The sequence below is a fragment of the Geomonas sp. Red32 genome (assembly GCF_023652955.1).
Taxonomy (GTDB): Bacteria; Desulfobacterota; Desulfuromonadia; order Geobacterales; family Geobacteraceae; genus Geomonas.
The window spans coordinates 365883-389394 of the sequence record NZ_JAKLOY010000005.1 but is presented as its reverse complement, the minus strand read 5'-3'; the positions used below and the strand labels follow the sequence as shown (position 1 = coordinate 389394).

At 56.3% G+C, this 23512-nt stretch carries 18 protein-coding genes and 1 tRNA gene; 13 read left to right on the top strand and 6 right to left on the bottom strand.

The window, feature by feature from the left end:
* Positions 1–62 precede the first annotated feature (62 nt).
* Together mobA and L4X63_RS15430 are read left to right on the top strand one after the other, a co-directional pair.
* Complete coding sequence (mobA, locus tag L4X63_RS15435; protein ID WP_250679540.1) at positions 63–725, top strand: molybdenum cofactor guanylyltransferase; 663 nt, start codon at positions 63–65, stop codon at positions 723–725.
* A gap of 521 nt (positions 726–1246) precedes the next feature.
* Positions 1247–1879, top strand: coding sequence for a class I SAM-dependent DNA methyltransferase (locus tag L4X63_RS15430; protein ID WP_250679539.1), 633 nt, complete (start codon positions 1247–1249; stop codon positions 1877–1879).
* A 136-nt stretch (positions 1880–2015) separates the two neighbouring features.
* Here the strand turns inward: L4X63_RS15430 and tatA are convergent, their stop codons facing one another.
* Complete coding sequence (tatA, locus tag L4X63_RS15425) at positions 2016–2195, bottom strand: twin-arginine translocase TatA/TatE family subunit (RefSeq protein WP_250679538.1); 180 nt, start codon at positions 2193–2195, stop codon at positions 2016–2018.
* A gap of 234 nt (positions 2196–2429) precedes the next feature.
* Here tatA and miaB point away from each other — a divergent pair, with 234 nt between their 5' ends.
* The 8 genes from miaB (at position 2430) to L4X63_RS15385 (ending at position 10689) form a co-directional block, all read left to right on the top strand.
* Entirely contained in the window at positions 2430–3767 is a 1338-nt protein-coding gene (miaB, locus tag L4X63_RS15420; RefSeq protein WP_250679537.1) for a tRNA (N6-isopentenyl adenosine(37)-C2)-methylthiotransferase MiaB, read from the top strand.
* Positions 3768–3770: 3 nt separating this feature from the next.
* Positions 3771–4274, top strand: coding sequence for a bifunctional nuclease domain-containing protein (locus L4X63_RS15415; RefSeq protein ID WP_250679536.1), 504 nt, complete (start codon positions 3771–3773; stop codon positions 4272–4274).
* A gap of 434 nt (positions 4275–4708) precedes the next feature.
* A complete protein-coding gene (locus tag L4X63_RS15410; protein WP_250679535.1) occupies positions 4709–5779 on the top strand; it encodes a M42 family metallopeptidase in 1071 nt (356 codons plus the stop codon).
* Between the two features lie 190 nt (positions 5780–5969).
* The gene (gene guaB, locus L4X63_RS15405; protein ID WP_250679534.1) at positions 5970–7439 is read left to right on the top strand and encodes an IMP dehydrogenase; all 1470 of its coding nucleotides are present in this window, start codon (positions 5970–5972) and stop codon (positions 7437–7439) included.
* A gap of 284 nt (positions 7440–7723) precedes the next feature.
* Positions 7724–9274: a glutamine-hydrolyzing GMP synthase gene (guaA, locus tag L4X63_RS15400; protein WP_250679533.1), complete on the top strand. Its 1551-nt coding sequence runs from the start codon at positions 7724–7726 to the stop codon at positions 9272–9274.
* Positions 9275–9473: 199 nt separating this feature from the next.
* Positions 9474–10124 (top strand): HAD family hydrolase, encoded by a 651-nt coding sequence (locus tag L4X63_RS15395; protein ID WP_250679532.1) that lies wholly within the window; start codon positions 9474–9476, stop codon positions 10122–10124.
* Positions 10125–10224: 100 nt separating this feature from the next.
* Complete coding sequence (gene flgM, locus L4X63_RS15390; protein WP_250679531.1) at positions 10225–10527, top strand: flagellar biosynthesis anti-sigma factor FlgM; 303 nt, start codon at positions 10225–10227, stop codon at positions 10525–10527.
* A gap of 87 nt (positions 10528–10614) precedes the next feature.
* A tRNA-Gly gene (locus L4X63_RS15385) sits at positions 10615–10689 on the top strand.
* Here L4X63_RS15385 and L4X63_RS15380 read toward each other — a convergent pair.
* The 5 genes from L4X63_RS15380 to L4X63_RS15360 form a co-directional block, all read right to left on the bottom strand.
* Positions 10690–12021 carry a tyrosine-type recombinase/integrase gene (locus L4X63_RS15380; RefSeq protein WP_250679530.1) on the bottom strand — a complete coding sequence of 444 codons (1332 nt, stop codon included), beginning with the start codon at positions 12019–12021 and terminating at the stop codon, positions 10690–10692. It abuts the tRNA gene before it with no gap.
* Between the two features lie 126 nt (positions 12022–12147).
* Positions 12148–12519: a MerR family transcriptional regulator gene (locus L4X63_RS15375; protein WP_250679529.1), complete on the bottom strand. Its 372-nt coding sequence runs from the start codon at positions 12517–12519 to the stop codon at positions 12148–12150.
* Positions 12520–12527: 8 nt separating this feature from the next.
* Positions 12528–12983 carry a hypothetical protein gene (locus L4X63_RS15370; RefSeq protein WP_250679528.1) on the bottom strand — a complete coding sequence of 152 codons (456 nt, stop codon included), beginning with the start codon at positions 12981–12983 and terminating at the stop codon, positions 12528–12530.
* A gap of 2 nt (positions 12984–12985) precedes the next feature.
* Positions 12986–14053: a hypothetical protein gene (locus tag L4X63_RS15365; RefSeq protein ID WP_250679527.1), complete on the bottom strand. Its 1068-nt coding sequence runs from the start codon at positions 14051–14053 to the stop codon at positions 12986–12988.
* Positions 14053–14277 (bottom strand): hypothetical protein, encoded by a 225-nt coding sequence (locus L4X63_RS15360; RefSeq protein WP_250679526.1) that lies wholly within the window; start codon positions 14275–14277, stop codon positions 14053–14055. Before L4X63_RS15360 ends, L4X63_RS15365 begins: the two co-directional genes overlap by 1 nt.
* A gap of 2788 nt (positions 14278–17065) precedes the next feature.
* Between L4X63_RS15360 and L4X63_RS15355 the strand changes: the two genes are divergently transcribed.
* From L4X63_RS15355 to L4X63_RS15345, 3 genes are all read left to right on the top strand, one after another.
* The gene (locus L4X63_RS15355; protein WP_250679525.1) at positions 17066–19918 is read left to right on the top strand and encodes a metallophosphoesterase family protein; all 2853 of its coding nucleotides are present in this window, start codon (positions 17066–17068) and stop codon (positions 19916–19918) included.
* A gap of 678 nt (positions 19919–20596) precedes the next feature.
* Entirely contained in the window at positions 20597–21850 is a 1254-nt protein-coding gene (locus L4X63_RS15350; protein ID WP_250679524.1) for a diguanylate cyclase, read from the top strand.
* Positions 21851–22067: 217 nt separating this feature from the next.
* On the top strand, positions 22068–22721 hold the full coding sequence (locus L4X63_RS15345; protein WP_250679523.1) for a fibronectin type III domain-containing protein: 654 nt from the start codon (positions 22068–22070) through the stop codon (positions 22719–22721).
* Positions 22722–23512: the final 791 nt, after the last annotated feature.

Sequence of the window (23512 nt, the reverse complement as noted above, 5' to 3'; positions counted from 1 at the left end):
CGCCCCCCGTTCCCTCCCCTTCAAGGGGAGGGACAGGGTGAGGATGGGTTAGGAGAGGGCCGATGGAAGCCATCGCACAGCAGTTACCTGAAAGTCTGTTGATAGGGACGGCCGGGCATCCCGAACGGGAGGTTCATCCCGGTCTCCTCCCCGGCGTCACCGCCGTCATCCTTGCTGGCGGCCAGTCGCGCCGGATGGGGAGCAACAAGGCGGTCCTACCCTACGGCGGCGTTCCCCTCATCGAGAGGATCTATCGCCAGGTGAGCGAGCTTTGCGCCGAGACCGTGGTGGTGACCAACACCCCCGAACTCTATCCCTTCCTTCCCTGTCCGAAGGTGAAGGATGTCTACCCGGGGATGGGGCCGCTGGCCGGCATCCACGCCGCCCTCAGTCAAAGCCGTACCCGGTACATTCTGACCGTCGCCTGCGACATGCCCTGGATCAGCCCCGCGCTCTTTCGGGCCCTCGCCGCCGAGCCCGGCGGCTGGGACGTCGTCATTCCGGAAGGAGACCACGGCATGGAGCCTTTGCACGCGCTCTACTCCCGAGACTGTCTCCCCGCCATCGAATCGATGCTGAAGCAGGAGAGACGAAGAGTCGTCTCCTTCTTCGACCAGGTGCGGGTGAAGGTCTTCCCGATGGAGCAAACGGTCCAGCACGATCCTTCCCTGCGCGCCTTTAGAAACATCAACACCGTACAGGAGTACCTGGCCCTGCAGCCCTGACCTTGAAACCAGTTGCAATGCCGCAAGGGGGATCCCCCTCCCGACGCAACCATCCTGCCCTGTGCCGAAGAAGAATGAGCCTCCTTTTTTGGCCGATCATCCTGACCTCTTACGAAGCAGGATGATCCCGGACAGCGTCGCCCCCCTTGCGGAATTTTTCTCCCCCCACCAGTCTCCGTTATCTTGACATTCATATTCCTGAATACTATTCTCGGCAGCAACAACACCAGGTAGGACCGTAAACCTACGTCAAAGGCGATGGAACACGGAAAAGGCGGATTGAACGGATTTACACGGATAAAGCTTTTAAAGGTTTAACCCCAAGAGGTTTTAAGGTTTAACCCCAGAATTGTTTTTGTCTCTGTTTGATCCGCGTAAATCCGCCCAATCCGCGTCATCCGCGTTCGAAGCTTTTGTTTCAGATCATGGTTTATCCGTCTTTATCCGTTCCATCCGTGTCATCCGTGTCATCCGTGTTCCATTGCCGTTGACTTATAGATCGATTCAAGGAGGTTAAACGCATGGCCAAAGAAGGAAGGCGAGATTTCGATGCAGCCGCCGCCCAATGGGACGAACAGCCGCGGCGGGTAAAACTGGGCAGCGATATCGTGGAGGCGATCAGGAAGGAAGTCCCTCTCGACAGCCGGATGGTTGCCCTCGACTACGGCTGCGGAAGCGGCTTGGTCACCCTTGGGCTTCAGCCGTACGTACAGCACATCACCGGCGGGGACAGCTCGACGGGAATGCTGGAAATCTTGGATGGGAAGGTGAAAGCGGCAGGCCTGACCAACGTCGACGGCATCCTGCTCGACCTGGAAGTAGAGGTGAAGCTGGAGAAGCAGTACGACCTGATCGTCAGCAGCATGACCATGCATCACGTGGAAGACGTCGCCAAACTGATCGAGTCGCTGGCCGCCTCCTTGAAGCCCGGCGGCTGGCTCGCGTTGGCCGATCTGCAGGCTGAAGACGGCAGTTTCCATGACGACTCAACCGGCGTCTTTCACCACGGTTTCGAGCCCGCCTTCCTTTCCGGCGCATTCGCGAAAAGCGGGTTAAGCCAAGTCCACACCGCCGTCGCCGCCGTGATCGAAAAGCCCTCCCCCGACGGTCCCGTCCGCCACTACCCCGTCGTCCTCTGCGTCGGGAAGCGCTAACCGAACACCTTTTCCCCCTCCCCTGGAGGGAGGGGGCGAGGGGGTGGGGGGCGCCGGGTACGGAGTGAGCTGCCGGGCCACTTCAAAAATCCCCCCTGTCCCCCCTTCGCAAAGGGGGGGACCCTCCGCCATCCTTTTAGGGATTACCGTCCCCGTCCTTGGGGTTGATCACCCGGGGTTCTTCCTTGACGCTTTTGCGGAAGCTTTTCAGTGTTTCCCCCAGCGACGCCCCCAGCTGCGGCAGTTTCCCCGGCCCCACCACCAGTACAATCACCACCAGAATCACAATCAGTTCCGGCATCCCGATCCCGAACATGGCATTCCCTCCCTCTTGACTCTCTGTTAGAGAACAATAACAAGTGTTTTCTTATACCAGACCGGCCACCCACTGACAAGGCGCTCGCCGGTCTTTGAGGAAGAAGTCACCTCCGATGGAAATTGTCTCTCATCCCGCCCCCCGCTTTTCCGAAAAATCATTCATTTAATATGCATTGACGTGTGCCGGGCGAGTCACGTATTATCCAACCATTTAAAGAACGGGAAGAAAGTTGTGATACAAGAAAAAAAGCTCTATCTCGAAACGTTCGGTTGCCAGATGAACGTGAGCGATTCCGAGAAGATCGTAGGACTGATGAAAGGGATAGGGTACCAGCAGACGCCGGACCCAACCCATGCGGATCTCATACTGTTGAATACCTGCAGCATCAGGGCGAAGGCCGAGCAGAAAGTCTACGGCCACCTGGGGAAGTTCAAGTCGATCAAGCGCAAGAGGCCCCACCTCATCATCGGGGTAGGGGGGTGCGTCGCGCAGCAGGAAGGTGAGCGCCTCCTCGAGAAGGCTCCCTTCGTCAACCTGGTCTTTGGCACTCACAATCTGCACCTGTTGCAGGAGATGGTCGCCGCCGCGGAAACCGGCAAGCGCCGGATAGAGACTGACTTTCTCGACGACGAGAAGCGTTTCGATCTCTATGGCGTGGCCGACACCGATAGCGGCTTCACCCGCTTCGTGACCGTCATGCAGGGATGCGACAACTTCTGCGCCTACTGCATCGTCCCCCATGTTCGTGGCCGCGAGATCAGCCGGAGCGCCGGGAAGATCGTCGAGGAAGTCGCCGCCCTGGCCGCCTCCGGCGTCACCGAGGTGACCCTCTTGGGCCAGAACGTGAACTCGTACAGTTCGAAGAATCCCGGCGAGCCCGATTTTCCCGATCTGTTGAGGCTGGTGGCCGAGGTGGACGGTATTGAGCGGCTCCGCTTCACCACGTCGCACCCGAAGGACATCTCGGAGCGGCTGATCGCCTGCTTCGCCGAGATACCGAAACTGGCGCCCCACATCCACCTTCCCGCCCAGGCGGGGAGCGACCGGGTGCTCAAGGCGATGAACCGCGGCTATACCAGTGCCGAATACCTAGGGAAGGTCGCCGCCCTGAAGGCCGCCTGTCCCGGGATCCAGATCACCGGCGACATGATCGTCGGCTTCCCGGGCGAAGAGGCGGGGGACTTTGAGGAGACCATGGCGCTCATGGAGGAAGTCGGCTACGCCGATCTCTTCTCCTTCATCTACTCGGCCCGTCCCGGCACCAAGGCTGCCGAGTTCCCCGACCTGACCGGTAAGGAAGAGAAACAGGCGCGGCTCGAGCGGCTGCAGACGGCGCAGAAGAAGACCACCCTGGAGCGGAACCGTTCGATGGAAGGGACGATCCAGGAGGTACTGGTAGAGGGCTTAAGCGACAGCAAAGATTCCCTCTTCGGCAGGACCGGCGGCAACCGTGGTGTCATCCTGGAGGGAGACCTTGCGTTGGCTGGCAAGGTGGTTCCCGTGAAAATCGTGGAAGGATTGCAGACGCTTCTAAAGGGCGAGATCGTTGACCCCCACGGGAGGGAATGAGATATGTACATTGAGATGAAGGTATTCGGGTTCGCCCTGGACGGCATCGCCCAGATGCCGGTGATCATTCTGAAGGATGCCGACGAGAAGAACGCGGTGCCCGTCTGGATCAGCACCAACGAGTCGGTCTCCTTCGCCGCCGAGTTTGTCGGCCGGGAGCTCTCCCTCAAGAACGGCCGCAAGGATGCTTTCAGTCTGCTGGTCGACAAGCTCGGGATGAAGCTCACCAGCGTAGTGATCGAGAGCCTCAAGGATGGCGTCTTCGCCTCGTACGTCTCGCTTGTCACCGCCGACGGCGACACCATCACCGTCGATCTCCATGTGAGCGAGGCGATGCTCATGTCGCTCAAGTATCGGATACCGGTCATGGTCAACAGCGAGCTGATGACCCAGGTATCCAGTCTGGACCTGACCGAGGAAGGGTTGAACCAGGAGAACAACGCCCGTCGTTTCGTAGACTTCCTGGACCAGCTCGATCCGTCCGACATGGGAAAGTACCCGATGTAAATCAAAGGCATTGGAACGCGGATGACGCGGATTTAGCGGATCTACGCGGATAAAACCTTTTGGGGTAAAGCTTAGAGTCAAAGACATTGGAACACGGAAAAGGCGGATTGAACGGATCTACACGGATTAAGCCTTTTAAAGGTTTAACCCAAAGGATTTTAAGGTTTAACCCCAAAGATTAAGTTTTTGTTTTTGACTGATCCGCGTTAATCCGCCCAATCCGCGTCATCCGCGTTCCCGGTTGTGTCTTAGTCTTAACACTGAGTTTAGATTAATCCGCCTTTATCCGTTACATCCGTGTCATCCGTGTTCCATTGTCCCTGCTTTGATCTTGATCCGCCGTTATCGTTTCAATTGAACTCATTAGCATTACAGGGTAGGGTAGAGTCATAGACTCTGCTCTATTTCTATTTAATCAATACGGAGTGACAATCATGCGCGAAGCTTCCTTCGAATTCCTTCAGCAGCTTCTGGCCGCGCCCAGTCCCTCGGGATACGAACAGCCGGCCCAGCGGGTCTTCCGCTCCTACATCTCCTCCTTCGCCCAGGTCGGCACCGATGTCATGGGTAACGTCTTCGGCATGATCCAGGGGGAAGGTGAGAACCGGCCGCGAGTCATGCTGGTCGGCCATTCGGACGAGATCGGCCTCCAGGTCCGTTACATCGACGACAACGGCTTCATCTACTTCGCCCCCATCGGCGGGGTCGATCCCCACATCACCCCCGGCACCCGGGTCCACGTCCACACCTCCAAGGGGAGCATCAACGGCGTCATCGGCAAACGGCCGATCCACCTGATCGAGCCCAAGGAGCGCGACAGCGTCATCAAGCTCGACAAGCAGTACATCGACATCGGTGCCGCCGACAAGAAAGAGGCGCTGGAGATGGTACGGGTGGGGGATCCCATCACCTTCGCCCTGTCGCTGGAGCGTCTGGCCGGCGACCGCGTCACTTCCCGCGGCCTCGACGACAAGGCGGGGAGCTTCGTGGTCGCCGAGGTGCTCCGCTGCGTGGCGGCGCTTCCCGGCAAGCTTCCCATCGACCTCTACGGCGTCTCGTCGGTCCAGGAGGAGGTCGGTCTGCGAGGCGGCACCACCAGCGCCTACTCGGTCAACCCCGACGTCGGCATCTGCGTCGAGGTGGATTTCGCCACCGACCAGCCGGACGTGGAGAAGAAGCATAACGGCGAGGTAGGCCTTGGCAAGGGACCCATCCTCCCGCGCGGCGCCAACATCAACCCGGTGCTCTTCGATCTCCTTTCCGACACCGCCCAAAGCGAAGAGATCCCGGTCCAGTACACCGGCATCGCCCGGGCCACCGGCACCGACGCCAACGTCATGCAGATCTCGCGGGGAGGGGTGGCGACCGCGCTCGTCAAGATCCCGCTTCGCTACATGCATACCCCGGTCGAGACCCTGTCGCTCTCCGACCTGGAGAGTGCCGTCAAGCTGATCGTCTTCACCCTCTCGCGCATCACCAGCAAAGAGGCCTTCATCCCCGCCTGAGGGAAACGGTAAGGGGACAGGCACCTCCGGTGTCTGTCCCCCTTGTTAGCCAGCCTTTGTATACAAATATCAGCCACTTCCCGTCCCTGCGCGCTCTCCAATGAGCCTAATTTTAGTTGACTTGACGATCCCCCTGTATTAGGTTTTCCGGTTAATATCCTTTGCGGCACAAACAAAAGGAGTCTCCCTTATGTTAGAAAGCAGCATCCCCGAAGGGCTCACGTTCGACGACGTTCTGCTCCTCCCCGCCCACTCCCTGATCCTCCCCCGCGACGTAGATCTCACCACCAGGCTCACCGGCAACATCCAACTGAACATACCGCTTGTGAGCGCTGCCATGGACACGGTAACGGAGTCACGGGCGGCCATCTGCATGGCCCGCGAAGGGGGACTCGGTTTCATCCATAAGAACTTCACCATCGCCGAGCAGGCCATGGAAATCGACAAGGTGAAGAAGAGCGAATCGGGCATGATCGTCGATCCGATCACCATGCGCCCGAACCAGAAGATCCGCGAGGCCCTCGAGCTGATGGCCAAGTACCGGATCTCCGGGGTGCCGATCACCAAGGCCAACGGGAAGCTGGTGGGGATTCTGACCAACCGCGACCTCCGTTTCGAGACCAACCTCGACCTCCCGATCTCCGAGAGAATGACCAAGAAGAACCTGGTCACCGTCCCGGTCGGCACCACCCTCGAGCAGGCCAAGGAACACCTCAAACATACCCGCGTAGAAAAGCTCCTGGTGGTCGACGAGGAGAAGAACCTCAAGGGCCTCATCACCATCAAGGACATCGAGAAGATCAAGAAGTACCCCAACGCCTGCAAGGACGCCTTAGGCCGCCTCAGGGTCGGCGCCGCTGTCGGCCCCACCCCTGACGCCGAAGCCCGCATCGATGCCCTCATGAAAGCAGGCGTCGACGTCGTCGTCATCGACACCGCCCACGGCCACTCGCAGGGTGTCCTCGACGCCATCGTCCGCATCAAGGGCAGCTTCCCGAATCTCGAACTGATCGCCGGTAACATTGCCACCGCCGGCGCCGCCGAAGCCCTCATCAAGGCGGGCGTTAGCGCCATCAAGGTCGGCATCGGACCGGGTTCCATCTGCACCACCCGCGTGGTGGCCGGTATCGGCGTTCCGCAGATCACCGCCATCGCCGACTGCTCGAAGATCGCCAAGAAGTACGGCATCCCGATGATCGCCGACGGCGGCATCAAGTACTCCGGCGACATCACCAAGGCGGTGGCCGCCGGTGCCGACGTCATCATGGTCGGCTCCCTCTTCGCAGGGACCGAGGAGTCCCCGGGCGACACCATCCTGTACCAGGGGCGTGCCTACAAAGGGTACCGCGGCATGGGCTCCATCGGCGCCATGAAGGAGGGGAGCAAGGACCGTTACTTCCAGAGCGACGTCGATTCCGACGTCAAGCTGGTGCCGGAAGGTATCGAGGGTATGGTTCCGCTGCGTGGACCGCTCTCCGCCAACGTCCATCAGCTGATGGGCGGCCTGAGGGCCGGCATGGGGTACACCGGCAGCCGGACCATCGCCGATCTGCAGGAAAACGGCCGTTTCGTCAGGATCACCGGCGCAGGCCTCAAGGAATCCCACGTCCACGACGTCATGATCACCAAGGAAGCCCCGAACTACCGCGTCGAGAAGTAAGGCTCAACTAGCCACGGAGAAACGGAGAAAATCTGAGAAAGAAGAATCCTGGCCACGGAGACACGGAGAAAATCTGAGAGAAACGAAACGAATCTTTTAAAGTTAAAACCTTTCAGGCTCTGAAGCTTCTGTAAAAAGGAGTCTGGTTCAAGGGTTTCCTCTCAAGATTTGTGAAGTAAGCCTTTCTCCGATTTTCTCCGTGTCTCCGTGGCTAACGACTTTAAAGCTTTCTCTGCCTTTCTCCGTGTCACCGTGGCAAACCCGTTTTTATAGAGGAAAAATCGATGACCATCGACATCCATTCCGAAAAGGTGCTGATCCTTGACTTCGGCTCCCAGGTGACCCAGCTGATCGCCCGCCGGGTAAGGGAGCAGAGCGTCTACTGCGAGATCCACCCGTTCAACATGACCCTTGCCAAGATCAAGGAGTTCGCCCCCAAGGGGATCATCCTCTCCGGCGGCCCCTCCTCCGTCTACGACAAGGACGCCCCGCACTCCGATCTCGGCATCTACGACCTCGGCATCCCCATCCTCGGGATCTGCTACGGCATGCAGCTCATGACCCAGCAGCTGGGCGGCCGGGTCGAGAAGTGCGACAAGCGCGAGTTCGGCCGCGCCACCCTCCTTCTCGACGGCAAGAGCGACGTCTTCGCCGGCTTCGAAGGGGGCGCCGAAGTCTGGATGTCCCACGGCGACCGCATCGAGGCGATGCCGGCCGGCTTCCAGCTGATGGCCCACACCGAAGGGTGCCCCATCGCCGCCATGAAGGACGAGAAGCGCCGCTTCTTCGGCGTCCAGTTCCATCCCGAGGTGGTCCACACCCCGCGCGGCGACGAGATGATCGGGAACTTCCTCTTCAACGTCTGCGGCTCCAAGCCCACCTGGACCATGGCCAACTTCATCGAGACCGAGATCGCCTCCATCCGCGCCAAGGTCGGCACCGGCAAGGTGCTCTGCGCCCTCTCCGGCGGGGTCGACTCCGCCGTGGTCGCCGTCCTCATCCATAAGGCGATCGGCGACCAGCTCCAGTGCGTGTTCGTCAATAACGGCCTGCTCCGCAAGGGCGAGGCCGAAAAGGTCGTCAACCTCTTCACCAAGCACTTCCAGATCAACCTCGACTACGTCGAAGCCGAGAAGCGCTTCCTCGACAAGCTGACCGGCATCTCCGATCCCGAGCAGAAGCGTAAGATCATCGGCAACGAGTTCATCTACCTCTTCGAGGAAGAGGCCAAGAAGCTTGGCCAGGTCGACTACCTCGCCCAGGGTACCCTCTACCCGGACGTCATCGAGTCGGTCTCCACCAAGGGCCCCTCCGCCGTCATCAAGAGCCACCACAACGTGGGCGGCCTCCCGGAGAAGATGAACCTGAAGCTTCTGGAGCCGGTCCGCGAGCTCTTCAAGGACGAGGTACGGCTTTTGGGCAAGGAACTCGGCATGCCCGACGAGATGGTCTACCGTCAGCCGTTCCCGGGCCCGGGCCTGGCCATCCGCTGCATCGGCGAGCTCTCCGCCGAGAAGCTCGACATCCTGCGCGAGGCCGACGCCATCGTCATCGAGGAGATCCGCAAGGCAGGGTTATATCGCGAGATCTGGCAGTCATTTGCCGTACTCCTCCCGGTCAAGACCGTGGGGGTCATGGGCGATGCCAGGACCTACGAATACACCTGCGTGCTGCGGGCGGTGAACTCCCTCGACGGCATGACCGCCGACTGGGTCAAGCTCCCCTACGAGATATTAGGCAGCATTTCCTCGCGAATCATCAACGAAGTGAAGGGCGTCAACCGGGTGGCCTACGACATCAGCCAGAAGCCCCCCGCAACCATCGAGTGGGAGTAGGTTAAACCCCTCTCCTTTGGACCCCATCTTGCAGTGAGAATCGCGGCACCGGTCATCGGCTGCCGCGATTTCTTTTTCCCCCTTCGTGCACCATATAACCCCCTCCCCTTGAGGGAGGGGGCAGGGGGGTGGGGGAAGCCGTCCAGCAGGCCTCCGTCCAGCAGCCGAACTTTCGACGACTATCAGACAAGGACCCGCGATGCCCGCGATCAAGCTCCTCATCTTCGACCTCGACGGCACCCTGATCGATTCCCTTCCCGATCTGACCGACGCCGCCAACCGCATGCGCGAGCACTTCGGCCTCTCCCCCTTCGCCATCCCCGACGTCCGCAGGCTGGTGGGGCAGGGGGCGCGCTCCCTCGTCGAGCGCGCGCTTCCGGGCGCTTCCGAGGGCCAGGTCGAGGAAGGGCTGCAGATCTTTCTCGACTACAACCTCGCCCACATAGCCGACAAGACCCGTTCCTATCCGGGGGTGGCCGAAACGCTCAAGGCACTCCACGACCGCGGCTTCGCCATGGCCCTTCTTTCCAACAAGAACGTGGCCCTCTGCCGCGAAGTGCTCGAGAAACTCGGTCTCGACCGGTTCTTCCCGACCGTGCTGGGGGCCGACTCGCTCCCTTTCAGGAAACCTTCCCCGGAGCCGGTGCTTGCCCTGGTGAAGAAGTTCGAGCTCGATCCCCGCGAATGCGCGATGATCGGGGACAGCATCAACGACATGGCCGCCGGCGAGGGTGCCGGAGTGATAACGATCGGATGCCGCTACGGCTACGGAGAAGCATCGGAGCTGGCGGGAGCCGATTTCCAGGTGGAGGACCTTCCCTCCCTGCTGGCTCTACCGGTGCTGAACTGACTGAAGTAAAAAAATGCGCCCAGCCATGAAAAAGGGCTAAAGTTATCGTTGCAAAAGCCGACTAGGGGAAGGTACACGCTATTACTGGGGGATATTGCAAATGAAAATTGAAGATGTGAATCAGCAGGCGGCAGCCGCATACGTTGGAGCCCAGCGGGCCGACAACAAGCAGCCGGAAACTGCCGATGCGCACAGTGACGGGGCCGCCAAACAGCAGGTGGCAACTGACAAAGTCGATCTCTCATCCTACATGCCGGTTGCCGGCTCGCGTCAGCGCCAGGACGTGAGAGTACAGAAGATTGAAGATCTCAAGGCGCAGATAGGGGCGGGGACCTACCAGGTACCGGGCAGTGCGGTAGCCGAGAAGATGCTTTCCAAGATCGTGATGCCGAGCTCCTTGTAGGAGGGGAGCCGGCATCCCTCCCCGGTGAGGTGAACACAAAATCATTGACAGCTGCACGATGCTGAGGTATAAAGTTCGCTCCATCAAGCGGGAATAACTCAGTGGTAGAGTGTCAGCTTCCCAAGCTGAAGGTCGCGGGTTCGAATCCCGTTTCCCGCTCCATTAGAACCACACTGCCTGCGGGCAGTTAGCTGATATCGGCCCTTGTGTCTCACTGTGAGTCTCACTGTGAAATGCAAGGGCCGCTGCTCTTTCTGGAGCCAGATAGTCCCACCCGAGATATTCGATGATGTCCCGGCGCTCTTCCACCAGACCATGGCGATACCGGCCATACACCCCAAATATCATCTGTTTGTCGCGATGCCCCATGATTTCCACTAGCCGTACCGGCGTCATCCCCGCTACCAATGACCACTGCACAAGACTGTGACGGGTGCTGTACGGCGTCTTGTTGGTCAGTCCCGCCGCCTTTAGCGACCGGTCCCATACGTTGCGATAGGTACTGAAGCTAACCCGTTTCCCGCTTGGCAGGGAGAATACATACTCATTCGGTGAAGCTGCCATGGCGGCATCAAGGCACCGTTTCATAGCGGCGGTCATGGGGATTTCCCGTTTGCGGTATTGGGTTTTACCACCCATTTTCTCCACTCCGCGCGAGATGCTGCTGCGGACATACAGGAATTTCTCAGTAACGTCCGCTTTCCGCAACCCTAACAACTCCGAAGCAATCAGGCCGGTGAGGCTCTGAATTTCGGTCAAGGGAAGGTAGAACGGCTCCATGCAGGCAAGAAACGCCTGCCACTCACCAAACAAGAAAATCTCCCGCTCTGCCTTCTCTTCCTGTTCCGACTGCAACGAAATGGCTTCCTGAGCCATGGTAAACGGTTCAAGCAACTGAACCCACTGGTGCTCTCCGCGTGCGTCCCGCCAAATCGTTTTCAGCGGAGAAAGGATATTCCGCTTCCGGTGCGCTGAAAGAGGTTTGCCCTTGTTCTTCCCCTCCTTCTGCTTGAGGGAATTCACCATGTCACGCAAATACGGTCCGGTGATCGTTGAGAACGGCACCCGGCTGAGCTTGGGAATCAGCCAGTACGTCAGAATCTGCCGGTAATCAACCTGCTTGCTGTTGGAATACTGGGGCAACACGGTTTTCATCCATTTTCGGGCGTAATCGCCAAACAGGACATGCTGCGGGTCGGGGTGGAACTGGCGCTGCTCCTTTTCCGTGAAAAAGCGCCTTGTCTCCAAATCGGCATCGGGAAACGTCGTGGCAAAGCAAAAGGTGCGGTTGGCAATCTTCTCCCCGGTCTTGTTCAGGAACGTGGTCAACTGGTCCCGGTTTCCGGCTGTGTCGGCAAGACCGGACGACATCTGAATCCGCCGCTCATGGTAGTACATATCAATATACAGAAACTCCGACCGCTTCATTTTGACAATGGAGCCATAGGTCGGCTTGGCGTCCACTGCCTGTAGGTTGAATTCCTTCTTTCTCATTTAGGCTCTCTCCATGTGGCTACCCCCTTTCTATCCGGCTACGGACGGGCGGCAGTATATCATAGATTGGCTAACTGCAGGTGGATAAAGGCATTGCGACAGCGGCAATGCCTTTATCCGGCTTATTTACTGGTCGAAATTTATGCGCTTGCCGTACCGGTTTTTGCGCCTTTCCTGCGGGGCTTCTTCAGAGGTGGTGGGGGCAGCGGAATCGCCGCTATCATTCGGGCTGCAATCTTCGTGGAGCCTTTCAAGGAGCCTGCGGCACCAATGGAAGCGAATAACCCGCTCGATCTGGATATAATGCCTGCCGGGCTGCAACCTGCCCGACCTGATCCACTTCCATACTGTGGTCTCCCCTACCTGCATCCGCTCCGCGAATTGCTCAAGCGTGATAATCTCAAGTGTTACCGTCTCAAGGTGGACGGTGGAGCGGCTGAGAATCAGTCGCTCGTCGCCGAGACCTTGAACGATCTCTTCAAAGGAGTGAGAGCCCATAGCACCCCCTACCGGAACCCGCCGAGCGTTGCCCGGCGTTTCTCGAAAAGGTAACCGTGCCGGATCAGTTCGGGGGGCTCGAAACCGTAACTGTCGATGGACTCTCCCCGGAAGTTCTGGCGAAACTCCGGCTTGTGGTTCGAGTGGCAACCGGCGGCGACACTGATAACCGACAACTTGAACAACACCCTTATTAGCTCCGACTTTTTCACCTGCAGATACCGGCTGACCAGCCGCATGCCGTTCTTGGTGATGCCGATGGCGGGCACTAAACGGGTCTTGTACTTATCAAGCTGCCATGAGCCGTCTTCCGCCAGTTTCCAGACCGGCAGCCACAACGTGATTTCCCCGACCTCGTAAACCGGTGTCCGGCCAAAGATGGCAACCACCGTCAGGGCATGGGAGAAGCGGGCCAGCAGGGTCAAGTCATCCTTGATTATGTCTTTCCTATGCAAGGTTCCCATGGCTACCCCTCCTCGCGGTACGGTGAGAAGAACGCCTTGAACTGTGACAGGTCGTATTTGCCGGGATCGTAGAAGAAGTTGAACTTGTGGCGGAATGCCATACGGTACTGCTGTTTCTGGGCGAACTGATAGAGTACGTTCGTTTTCAGCAGTTCCCCCCCCTCGACCTGGGGCAACTTTTCGCCGGCCAGTTCCTGAAGGTAGCGGCCAAACTCAACGGCCTGGTCGAATCCGGTGCGGGCGTATTTCGTGCTTTCGGCAAACTTCCCCACCAACCGCCGCAAGGCGTTGAACTTTTCATCCGCCCTGCGGAAGCTGTTAAGGATACGGCGGACCCTGAACCGCATTGTGGCAAGGTGCGGCTCGTCAATCATGATTTGCAGATGCCGGGGTTCAGGCCCATCGTAGCAGTGCACAAGGTAGTTCCCGACCGGTATCCATTCCTTGCGGATATCCTTGTACCCCCGCCTGGGTGTACGGGAAAGCCGGTATACTCGGTTGCCGACCCGCAAGTCCTCCTTCTTGTACTCACCAAAGAGCATGACCGGATCGAACAGGCAGGCGGCAAGTTTGCCGGTCACGGAGGTGCGGGTGTAGTAGCTTCTCAGGTACAATTCCAGCTTGTCCGTGAAAGCTTCGTCACTGGCTCCCATGTGGCGCAGATTCTCCCGCATGCGGGTGTCGTCCGGTTCACGGGGGTACTCGTCAACCCTGACATAGTAGTTGCGGATATGTCCGGCGATATTGGCCCGGAACCAGGACAGAGCGTGGCTGATGTCCTCGCAGAGGTGCAAGGAGCCGTGCTGCCGCTCCAACACAGGGGCAAGAGCCAGACGGCACTGGTTCATTATCAGCGCGTCGCCGTAGATTTCCATATCGCGGCTTTTGTGAAAGAACGGGTCGGTACACTGGACGGCGACCGTCTTGGTTTGTGGGCGGTCGGCAAACCAAATCAATTCGCCGGTGCGGAAGGTGCTGATTCGGGCCAACTCCGCCTGCTTGTGCCGTACCTGCATATAGGCAGCATTCCCGGCAATACCGGTGCAATTAAGGGGGATCAGCGTTCCCATTAGTTACCCCCTTTTTCGCAAGTCTTCTTCTCCAGTGCCTTCAACTCAGCATCGAGACCCTTTAAGTGCTGTCGGATGCTGTTCACTAGGTCGCCGCTAAGGGAAACGGCAAACCCAAGTCGGGCGGCCCTTGCCTTGAGGCTGTCCAGCTTTACAGCAACGTCGGACGGGATATCAATGGTGATGCGAATGCGCTTCTTCTCGCGCGGTTTCAGTTTCGACATGGGGTAGTCCTCCCAAGGGAATTAGTTCCCTGCAAGGGGCTTCGGTACAGCAATACAACCGATACCCTTGCGCCGCATTGATGCGGCTATCGGTGGACTAGTGATGTCTCGATGACAGGAAATTTGGCGGAAAGATGATGGTGGGGATTGATCGCTAAATGACAAGATGGGGACGGCATAAAGATATGAATGGCAAAGACGGGTGGCAATAAAAACCAGCCCAAAGCGCGGACTAATGGAATTGGTGACTATCGGAGGATAATGGAATGGAAAAGGCCACGCCGGGCGGCATGACCAGATTAGGAGTGTTTCAGGCGCACTTCGGCCCTTGATGCTTCACGATGTGTCCGCCGGAAAGAGCAAGTGTCTTCCGATAGCGGACAGACGAATCCATAAAAAACTGCAAAAGAAAAACCGAATCGGTTCAGACTCGTCGAAAACGACGAGATGAGAATAAAACCCCTTGCAGGGGTGCCGGGGAAAATCCGACGATGATTATGTACAACAAAAAAATGCCCGAGTCAAACGGAAAAGTCTTGTAAGTATCAGTTTTTATTATTTATACCACAAGGTACACCGAATGGGCCTCTTTATATGGAGAATCGAAATGAAGGGGTGTTGCCTACTCATGTTGCGGCGACTCCTAAAAGTAACTTTTTACCTGCTTCCCCTTCATTCATGCCTTCTTCAAGGTTTGTAACCGACTGAAATCAAGGCGTGTCACCTTGACGGTGTTGAAGACGGCACCTTCCCGGTCGCCGAAAGGTCGCCGGTCGGCGACATTTCGGCTGAGGAATGGCACCCAAATGGGGACATTCAATTCTGACTGAAACAGCGGTTCAACCTACACGGGCACCATTTTGGTGCCCGTTCGGGCAACAAAACGTCACCACGTTGGCACCGGTCACGGCACCGACAGGGTGACAAACGGGTACTTCGTGAGTGCCGGGATGGTTGCCCGATGAAAGGTTTTTTCTTTGCAATGTTCGCATCATGCATAAGCATGACCGGAGTGGGGTATAAAGCGAACATTGCGCTTCCGCATTCGCCAGAATGCGGATACCATCATCCGCATGAACACGCGATAGAATTTGGCCCCAGAGCCTACCCGCACAGAATTTGGGCACAGACCCAGAAGGAGAAAGAAGACCGTAGTGGTTGCCGAGACGATTGACACCCTCCCTTATTGTCCGCAAGGACAATATGTATATGTCAAAAGTCGGCAAGCGGACACCAGCCGCGCAGCAGCAATCCGAAGCGTTCGTTTACCATGATTAGCCACCATGGGAACAGTGTCGCCAGCACTGTGTTAGTAAGCGAGCGATAAGGAGTGGGGGAGAGCCGGAGAAGCTTATCGAAAGAGGCATGTCCGGTTCGGAGACCAGCTCATGGGAGCTACCCTGCGCATCAAAGGAGGCCGCCAACCTCTGCGCAGGATGTGACTATGTGTTGAGTCTACGGACGGATCGGGAGTGGTGCGCCTGGATAGGACCTGAACGTAACCCCATGACGGGGATAGGGGCTATGCCCAAACGCAAAATACCTATGCCGGTATATGCGGTGCTGAGAGGATTAGCAGTTGCAAGGGTGGCACCTTGCGAATCGGCTATCTGCGAAGCCTCACAGCATTAGAGCAGCACGAAAAAACGGGCAACCGCGACCGGCAGGCATGGTAGAGCAGTTAAACGGTGAGCGAAAGCGAAGCTTCATTTTAAAACTACGAAAAGATGATGAGTAAGGAGAGCCGTGACACTCCGTATCCCAAAGTTGATGACACCGGAATATCGGTTTCATCAGTGGCGCAAGCCACCATCTTCAGCAGCACAGAGGCCACCGTCACCATGCTGTATTAACGCGTTCGTTAAGGTAAAACTTATGCTCGGCGGGCTGGTCAGTACGACAGTGCCGGGAGGGTCCGAATCGGGGAAGTAACCTTTCGACTACGGTCGGGAGGGCTCGGAGCCGTGGTAGTAACCCAATATTTGCGAAGTTTGCAGTATGCGACTCTTTCGACCTGAGTATACATGTTAAGAGCATGGGGCACTCGATCCGTACCCGCAAGGGATGGCATACGGAGAGGGGTAAGCGAAGTCTAGAGCGCGTGCACTGAAAAGGTGTCTGGGCGAAGCACGGTAGCCACACGCTGCTGTTCTGGTGAAGTTGTTGTTCGGTGTTGTGCGGTCATTATCGGTAGGTCTGAATTCTCCAACGGTTGGAGCAATCCACCGGCAGTAACGGTTGAAACGCGGGAACGGTCGCTTGAACGGCGTAATGCAAGACGAGATACCCGTTTTTCACACACAAGGCAAAAAGGCGGCGGAGATGTGGGTTTTAGCATCTCCGCCGCTGCTTTTCAATCGAGTTCACCGCAAAGAATACGACCCAAACCACCCGCCGAGGCAATGGTAGCGTCACGGGGGGCACCGACTGGCGGAGGACTGCTCATCCAGTCAGGGTGCGACTATCCGGTCAACCACTATCATGTCTCCAGGGCAGGCATCGGATTTAGCGAAAAGAAGGCAAGAGAGCTCAAGCAACAGATTAAGCAGGATTGTTCCGGGGCGGAGCCACCATTGGCACCACAGCACCGGCCGAACGATAAATAGAATTTTCTTGATTCAGTGCGATGTTTGATTTATAGGATTACATTAATCCAGAGGATTTCCCGAGCCTGGAGAGACGGACGATTTACCCCCCCCGTGGTTGTCTGTAATATATCACGGAGTAATAAGCTGTCTGATCTGAGTTGTGACAATTAAACATAACTTGAAGAATTCAGGAATGAATCATGCCTACTACCCCCATTCGTTGGCTGCACCTTTCCGATTTTCATGTTGGCAAGGACAGATATGAGGAAAGAAAAATCCACAATTTCATTCACGATCATGTCCGAGAGCAGTGTGACAATGGTTTTATTCCTGATTTAATATTTATCACTGGTGATATTGCAAATAACGGGCTTGAAAATGAGTATGCTGACTTTATTAACGAATTTCTTAACCCCTTGAAGGTCGCTTTAGGAGGTCGTACTTGGGAAGGCCAAATCTTTGCTATTCCTGGTAATCACGATCTTCAACGAAAATACGTAAAAGCTGTTTCTCGTGAAGATAGGTTGAGAGCCGATTCGAAGTTTTTTAGAGCAGATAAGTCTGGCTTGGAAGAACGCCGTATCCATGAGCTTAGGGCATTCGAGGAATTTGGGAATTTTACCATTTTGTCCGATCTCTGGCCTGAAAATTGGCTTGATTCCGAACAAAGTTCGCTGTTGGTAAAGCCTTTCAGACTCAAAGGCAGAACAATAGGAATTGTTGGAGTCAATACGGCATGGCTTTCCAGGGATGACAAAGACAAAGAGCAATTAAGCCCTGGCATAGATTTGTTAGAATCAACCCTCCTTACAATAAAAGACTGTGACTTACGTATTCTACTTGGTCATCATCCACTAGATTGGCTATCTTCAAAACATCGTAATCGTGTTCAAAATATTCTTGGAGACCATAAGATAATCTATCTCCATGGACACCTTCACGAAAATCGTTCTCAACCAATGGAAACCGGTGGTGGACGTTTTCTGCAAATACAGGCTGGCGCAGCATTTAATGTTCTCGAACTTGATGAAACAAAATGGGAGAACGGATTACTCTGGGCAGAGGTTGACTTTAGCTTGACAAAAATTAAATTGCGCCCACGTTACTGGAAGTGCAAAGAGGGGCGATGGGGTATTGCTGATGATCTACATGAAGACAATAGAATTGATGATAATTGGTGGTCCTTTCCGCTTCCTAATACCCCCGATTTTGATAAAACTGTTAGTACACCTCAAAAAAATGCTCAATTCGTCCTACCAAATGGTTGGGTGCGCGTCGATGAAATTTTTATAGAAGAACGCAGCCGTCGGGAAATTCAAGAAGAAACGCTTCTTCACTTTTTCGATGGCGCAATTCCGATGTGGCACCAGGGTTTTCTCCACACTATCCCTCAGCGAAATGTTGTTAGCGACACAATTGCAATTATCCTAAATAATCTTAAATCAGGTCGTCCATCAATGACACTTCTCACCGGTGGAGGGGGTGAAGGGAAAAGCACCGCGCTTCTTCAGTCTGCACTGGCACTTTTTGAAGGCAGCCAATGTAACTTGCTTTGGCACACAGCGGAACAGGCACCCTTGTTGATTGACTCGCTCAGTGAATTACCAGCCGATAAACCGTGGGTTGTTGTATCGGATGACGGCGATCAAATGGTACAAAATTTGGGTCAAATACTCCCTTGGTTAGCGCAAAACCGTAGCGACATACATTTTCTCATCGCTGCTCGCAAAAGCGACTGGTTCTCCGCTGGTGGTACGCGCGTCGGATGGATGCAGCACTGCCTATTTCGAGAAATTGTACTAGGGAAACTATATCCGAATGAGGCGCAATCTATTATTTCCCTATGGAGCACATATGGTGAAGCTGGCCTCAAGTCGCTGCATGGGACCGAACCGGACGAGGCCGCGCGGAGACTCCAGGCTGCTTCAGAAGATGAACAAAGTGGTGGTGAAGGTGCCTTTCTAGGTGCCATGCTTAAAATACGCCTGGCAGATGGCCTTAAAGACCATGTCAAACTTTTGCTTTCGCGTTTAATGGAAGTCAAAGTAGTTAATGGAAATAATCGGACCTTATTGGATGCCTTCGCCGTAATCGCGTGCATGCATGCAGAAGGTCTATCATTTCTCTCAGAACCTGTGATTGCACAGTATATTTACGGAGACCCGACTAAAAGAATATCTGGAAAAATCCTCGTCCCTTTGGGTAAGGAGGCAGCCGCGACTCATGCTGGTAAATTTGTCTTTACGAGGCATACTAGTATTGCCCAAACGGCCATTACGATTCTAGAAAGTGACTTCGGCGTGGACCCTGGAGAGATATTTATTAATCTTGGCGTTGCAGCAATAAAAGCACGCCCCAAAGTTAAGATTCCAGAATTTAAGAAATGGGAATATGACTTGCCACTGCATTTTTTAAAGTCTAACCGCGAATCGATAGCACTTGCAATTGGAGAAGCACAGCTAAGTGAAGAGCCTCAAAACACCTTTCTTCTAAATAATTTGGCCAGTCTCTACCGTGAAACAGGCGACCCAGAAAAATCTTCACATCTATTCCGTAAGTTCGATGGTGCCACAAGCGGACGTGACTTCTACTACGAATGGGGAACAGCCGAAGGAAATGCAGGAAACGCTGCGCTAGCTGTCTGGTTGGCTGCAGCGGCTCTCTCAGACTGGAGATTCTCAGTTCCGCCAGGTAACAACCGGTCTAAGCTCTGCCTCGCGGGTCTTGGCGTCGCATTTGAATCGCTCTATGCCGACCATTATGTCCCAGAATTCCGTGACGCACGAAAAGCTGTTGGAGTCTTAGGATTGAAACTCGATCTTGACCCTACGGCAAAACGCTATTTAGACGGCCACTTCAATATGACTCGCGATCAAGGAGCACCAGATATGGATGTTGAGCGAGCTATTGCGGCCTTCGTGCACGGTGTACAAACAGCATGGAGCTATTTGGAGAAGGATGAGAGTTTGCTTAAGCGACTTCCAACACCCGCAGAAATGACTTTTGAAGATTTTGAAAACTTCATTCGTCGCGCAGCTGCGAGAAAGGGTTAAGTAAGACTCTGAGGCATAACAAGGTGCTGCACGGGACAAGCCCTAAGGTGCCGGAGCCTTGGCTGGGAATTTAAATAGCGGTCGGGAAAAAAATGTCGACGTCGTCAACGCCGATAGTGGATTAAAAAAAGTGTCTCACTAATGTTTGCCCCTAATCAAGAAGTTGAGCGATCTTAAATGACGGTAGATAAACTTGGTAGCCGGATAGAAAAGTTAGATAACCTGTTGTTTTGTGTGTGAAAAACCTTCCTTGGCAAGCCGTCGCGAATCTGCTAAAAACTCCTTCAAGGAAGGGGTGAGATGGCTTCGAATCCCGTTTCCCGCTCCAAAAGAATTCAAAACCCCGGTAGCCAAATGGCTCCCGGGGTTTTGAATTCTTCCCTTCGAGCTATCCCCTTTTCCCATTCAGCTGTTCCCCTTGACGCCTTATCCGCGAAAATCCGAGTCATCCGCGTTCCACGCTGTTGTGTCTGGCCTGACCAACCACCTGATTGACCAAGTCTGCTTGTCCGATCCGTGTTTCCTCCCCTTGTCTCAGCTTTCTTTCGCCGTTGTTGACGAAACCTGGCAAAGGGTACTATCATTCCCGTCATTCATTAGAAGTCGACGTTCCCCTCGCGAACTGCTTCCGGGGGGCGTCTTTGGCTGACACAGTGGCATTGCCGAAGGATTGGGTCTATGGCGATCTCGGGTTTGGTGGGGAAGCTTGACGTGAAAAAGGACCCGGATGCGCTTTTGCGCCTTTTCTCGGTTACGGCCATGGTCTCCATCGTGATCATCCTCTTGCTGGCCGGGTTCGGCTTTCGCGAGGGGCTGGAGCGATTCGTGGAGAGCGCCGCCGAGGAGGATGCCACCAGCATCAGCAGCGCTCTGCTTTCCGAGGAAAGAGACAAGATCATCGCCCCCTACGCCGACGGCGGATCGTACATGCATATCGATCCGGCCGATCTTCCCCGGTTGGACCAGCACCTCCGGCAGTTCCTTGCCCCCTTCGGCATTGTAAAGATCAAGATCTACTCGAACGATTGCCGGATCATCTACAGCACGGAAACCGGCATCATCGGGATGACCAACCTGAACAATAAGAGGCTCAACCACGCCTTGACCGGCGTCGCTGACTCGAAGTTCGAGAAAAAAGAGGACGTGCATGATCTGGCCAAGGAGCAGAGGCTGGCGGTAGACGTGGTCGAGACGTACATCCCGGTGAAGGACAAGCAGAACAAGGTGATTGGCTGTTTCGAGATTTACCAGGACGTCACGTCGACCTGGACCATCTTCAAGAATTCCATCGCCTTGCTGGTGGGGATTCTGTTCCTGATCTTGATGGTCGCCTTCGGTCTGTCGTTCATCGTCATCCGCAAGGCCACCAGGAGCGTGAGGGAGATCCAGCAGGCCATCCGCAAACAGGCCATCACCGACCCGTTGACCGGCCTCCTCAACAAGCGGCAGATCCTCCATACGGCGGGGACCGAATTCGCCAGGGCCCGCCGCCGGAGGGAAAAGGGGATGCCCGATGCGGAGGTCGCCTTCATCATGGTGGATATCGACCAGTTCAAGGAAGTGAACGACCGCTACGGGCACTTGGCCGGCGACCACCTCCTGAAGGAGGTTTCCGACCGCATCTCCACCTCGCTGAGGGGATTCGACGCCGTTGGCCGTTTTGGTGGCGACGAATTCCTCATCATCCTCCCCAATACGAACCTCGATGAGGCGTGCCTGGTGGCCCGGAAGATCTGGATGCTGGTGAGGGAGGAGCCATTCGTTCTGGAGGGGGACCAGGTACGAGGCACGGTGAGCATAGGAGTGGCCACCTCACAAGCGGGCGACACCAGCTACACCGACGCCATGAAACGCGCCGACGACGGTCTCTACCGAGCGAAAAGCGGCGGCCGCGACCGCATTGGCGAGCAGGCCGAAGTCCTCGGTACCTAGCACCGGCCCCCGGTCCCATCCGGGCGCTCCGTGCCGGGGCACGGCCGCCCGGGAACTCACTCGCTGGTAGCTATCACGGAACTGACGTCCACATTGAGGTTCCGGGCGATCTTTACGCCCTTTTTTCGCCTCCCCTCTTGACATCTTTTTAGGTGGCATTAATATCGGTTAATAATTCTTCATAACATCGGCCATCATCAACTCAGGGGAGGATGACGTGAACGCTGCGACCAGGTTCCTGATGAACCATAAGGAGATGGACCCTTCGGAACTCGTCTTGTGGCTGGAGGATGCCGCCACCTTGCAGGAGAACCACGGCACGATCAGCAAGGAAAAGGACGATTGGGTTCCCGGTTCGGTCCAATTCAGGCATCACAAGGAAGCCATTACCAGGGAGCTGGACAGGGCGGCTTCCCTCAACGTGCCAACCACGAAAGAGCTCGAGGAAGCCCACGCGGCGGCGGTGAGCGACATACTCGTCAACGCCGAGTTCATCGTCCTCAAGGGGGGCTACCAAAAGGACGAGTCCTGGTTCCACAACAACGGCTACATCTCCAAGGACAAGCTCAAGAGAAACTACAACAAGTTGGTCAGCTCCACCGCTACACAACCCAAGGCCAAGAACGGGCCGGAAATCGGCGAGGTGACTTTAGGGTGGGAGAGGGACGAGGCTGCCGGTTCCTATCTTCTGCAGATCTGCAAGGGAATACCCGTGGGCGACGAATCGTACGCCGACCAGGGGTACTACAAGAAAGTCCGCGTGGTCGTCAGCAACCTGGAGCGGGCAAGCTGGTACTACTTCCGGGTCAGGAGCATCGGCCACAACGAAGTCGGTCCCTGGAGCGAGCCGGTCGGCATCATCGTGACCTAGCTTTCCCCGTCAAAGCATGAAACGCCCGGTCCCCCATCCCTGGGGGGCCGGGCCCGCCTCCACTCTCCTCCGTATCCCCCCCCTTAAATCCAGACAATGCACAGATAGCAAGCGCCGCTCCCCGATGGCGATCTCCGAGGTGCGGATCGCCAACGCCACTCGCCGTTTGCGATCTCCGAGGTGCGGATCGCCAACGCCACTCGCCGATTGCGATCTCCGAGGCACGGATCGCCAACGCCGCCTGCCGATTGCGATCTCCGAGGCACGGATCGCCAACGCCGCCTGCCGATTGCGATCTCCGAGGTGCGGATCGCCAACGCCGCCCGCCGTTTGCGATCTCCGAGGCACGGATGGCCAACGCCGCTCGCCGTTTGCGATCTCCGAGGCACGGATGGCCAACGCCGCTCGCCGTTTGCGATCTCCGAGGCACGGATGGCCAACGCCGCTCGCCGTTTGCGATCTCCGAGGCACGGATCGCCAACGCCGCTCGCCGATAGCGATCTCCGAGTCGCGGATCGCCAACGCCAGTCGCAGATGGCGATCTCCGAGGTGCGGATCGCCAACGCCAGTCGCAGATGGCGATCTCCGAGGTGCGGATCGCCAACGCCGCCCGCCGATTGCGATCTCCGAGGTGCGGATCGCCAACGCTGCTCGCCGATTGCGGTGCGGATCGCCAACGCCGCCCGGTCCGGTGACGACTCAATCCCCCTCTAGTCGGTGAGGACTGGTAAGGACACTTTCGTGTACACGTTATCCCGTTGTTTTTTTAACGGAAACCGGTAGGATCGCAA

Bases quoted from the DNA above. Each gene is read 5' to 3' on its own strand.
- mobA (WP_250679540.1), top strand. From the start codon at position 63: ATGGAAGCCATCGCACAGCAGTTACCTGAAAGTCTGTTGATAGGGACG.
- L4X63_RS15430 (WP_250679539.1), top strand. From the start codon at position 1,247: ATGGCCAAAGAAGGAAGGCGAGATTTCGATGCAGCCGCCGCCCAATGG.
- tatA (WP_250679538.1), bottom strand. From the start codon at position 2,195: ATGTTCGGGATCGGGATGCCGGAACTGATTGTGATTCTGGTGGTGATT.
- L4X63_RS15415 (WP_250679536.1), top strand. From the start codon at position 3,771: ATGTACATTGAGATGAAGGTATTCGGGTTCGCCCTGGACGGCATCGCC.
- L4X63_RS15410 (WP_250679535.1), top strand. From the start codon at position 4,709: ATGCGCGAAGCTTCCTTCGAATTCCTTCAGCAGCTTCTGGCCGCGCCC.
- guaB (WP_250679534.1), top strand. From the start codon at position 5,970: ATGTTAGAAAGCAGCATCCCCGAAGGGCTCACGTTCGACGACGTTCTG.
- guaA (WP_250679533.1), top strand. From the start codon at position 7,724: ATGACCATCGACATCCATTCCGAAAAGGTGCTGATCCTTGACTTCGGC.
- L4X63_RS15395 (WP_250679532.1), top strand. From the start codon at position 9,474: ATGCCCGCGATCAAGCTCCTCATCTTCGACCTCGACGGCACCCTGATC.
- flgM (WP_250679531.1), top strand. From the start codon at position 10,225: ATGAAAATTGAAGATGTGAATCAGCAGGCGGCAGCCGCATACGTTGGA.
- L4X63_RS15380 (WP_250679530.1), bottom strand. From the start codon at position 12,021: ATGAGAAAGAAGGAATTCAACCTACAGGCAGTGGACGCCAAGCCGACC.
- L4X63_RS15375 (WP_250679529.1), bottom strand. From the start codon at position 12,519: ATGGGCTCTCACTCCTTTGAAGAGATCGTTCAAGGTCTCGGCGACGAG.
- L4X63_RS15370 (WP_250679528.1), bottom strand. From the start codon at position 12,983: ATGGGAACCTTGCATAGGAAAGACATAATCAAGGATGACTTGACCCTG.
- L4X63_RS15365 (WP_250679527.1), bottom strand. From the start codon at position 14,053: ATGGGAACGCTGATCCCCCTTAATTGCACCGGTATTGCCGGGAATGCT.
- L4X63_RS15360 (WP_250679526.1), bottom strand. From the start codon at position 14,277: ATGTCGAAACTGAAACCGCGCGAGAAGAAGCGCATTCGCATCACCATT.
- L4X63_RS15355 (WP_250679525.1), top strand. From the start codon at position 17,066: ATGCCTACTACCCCCATTCGTTGGCTGCACCTTTCCGATTTTCATGTT.
- L4X63_RS15350 (WP_250679524.1), top strand. From the start codon at position 20,597: ATGGCGATCTCGGGTTTGGTGGGGAAGCTTGACGTGAAAAAGGACCCG.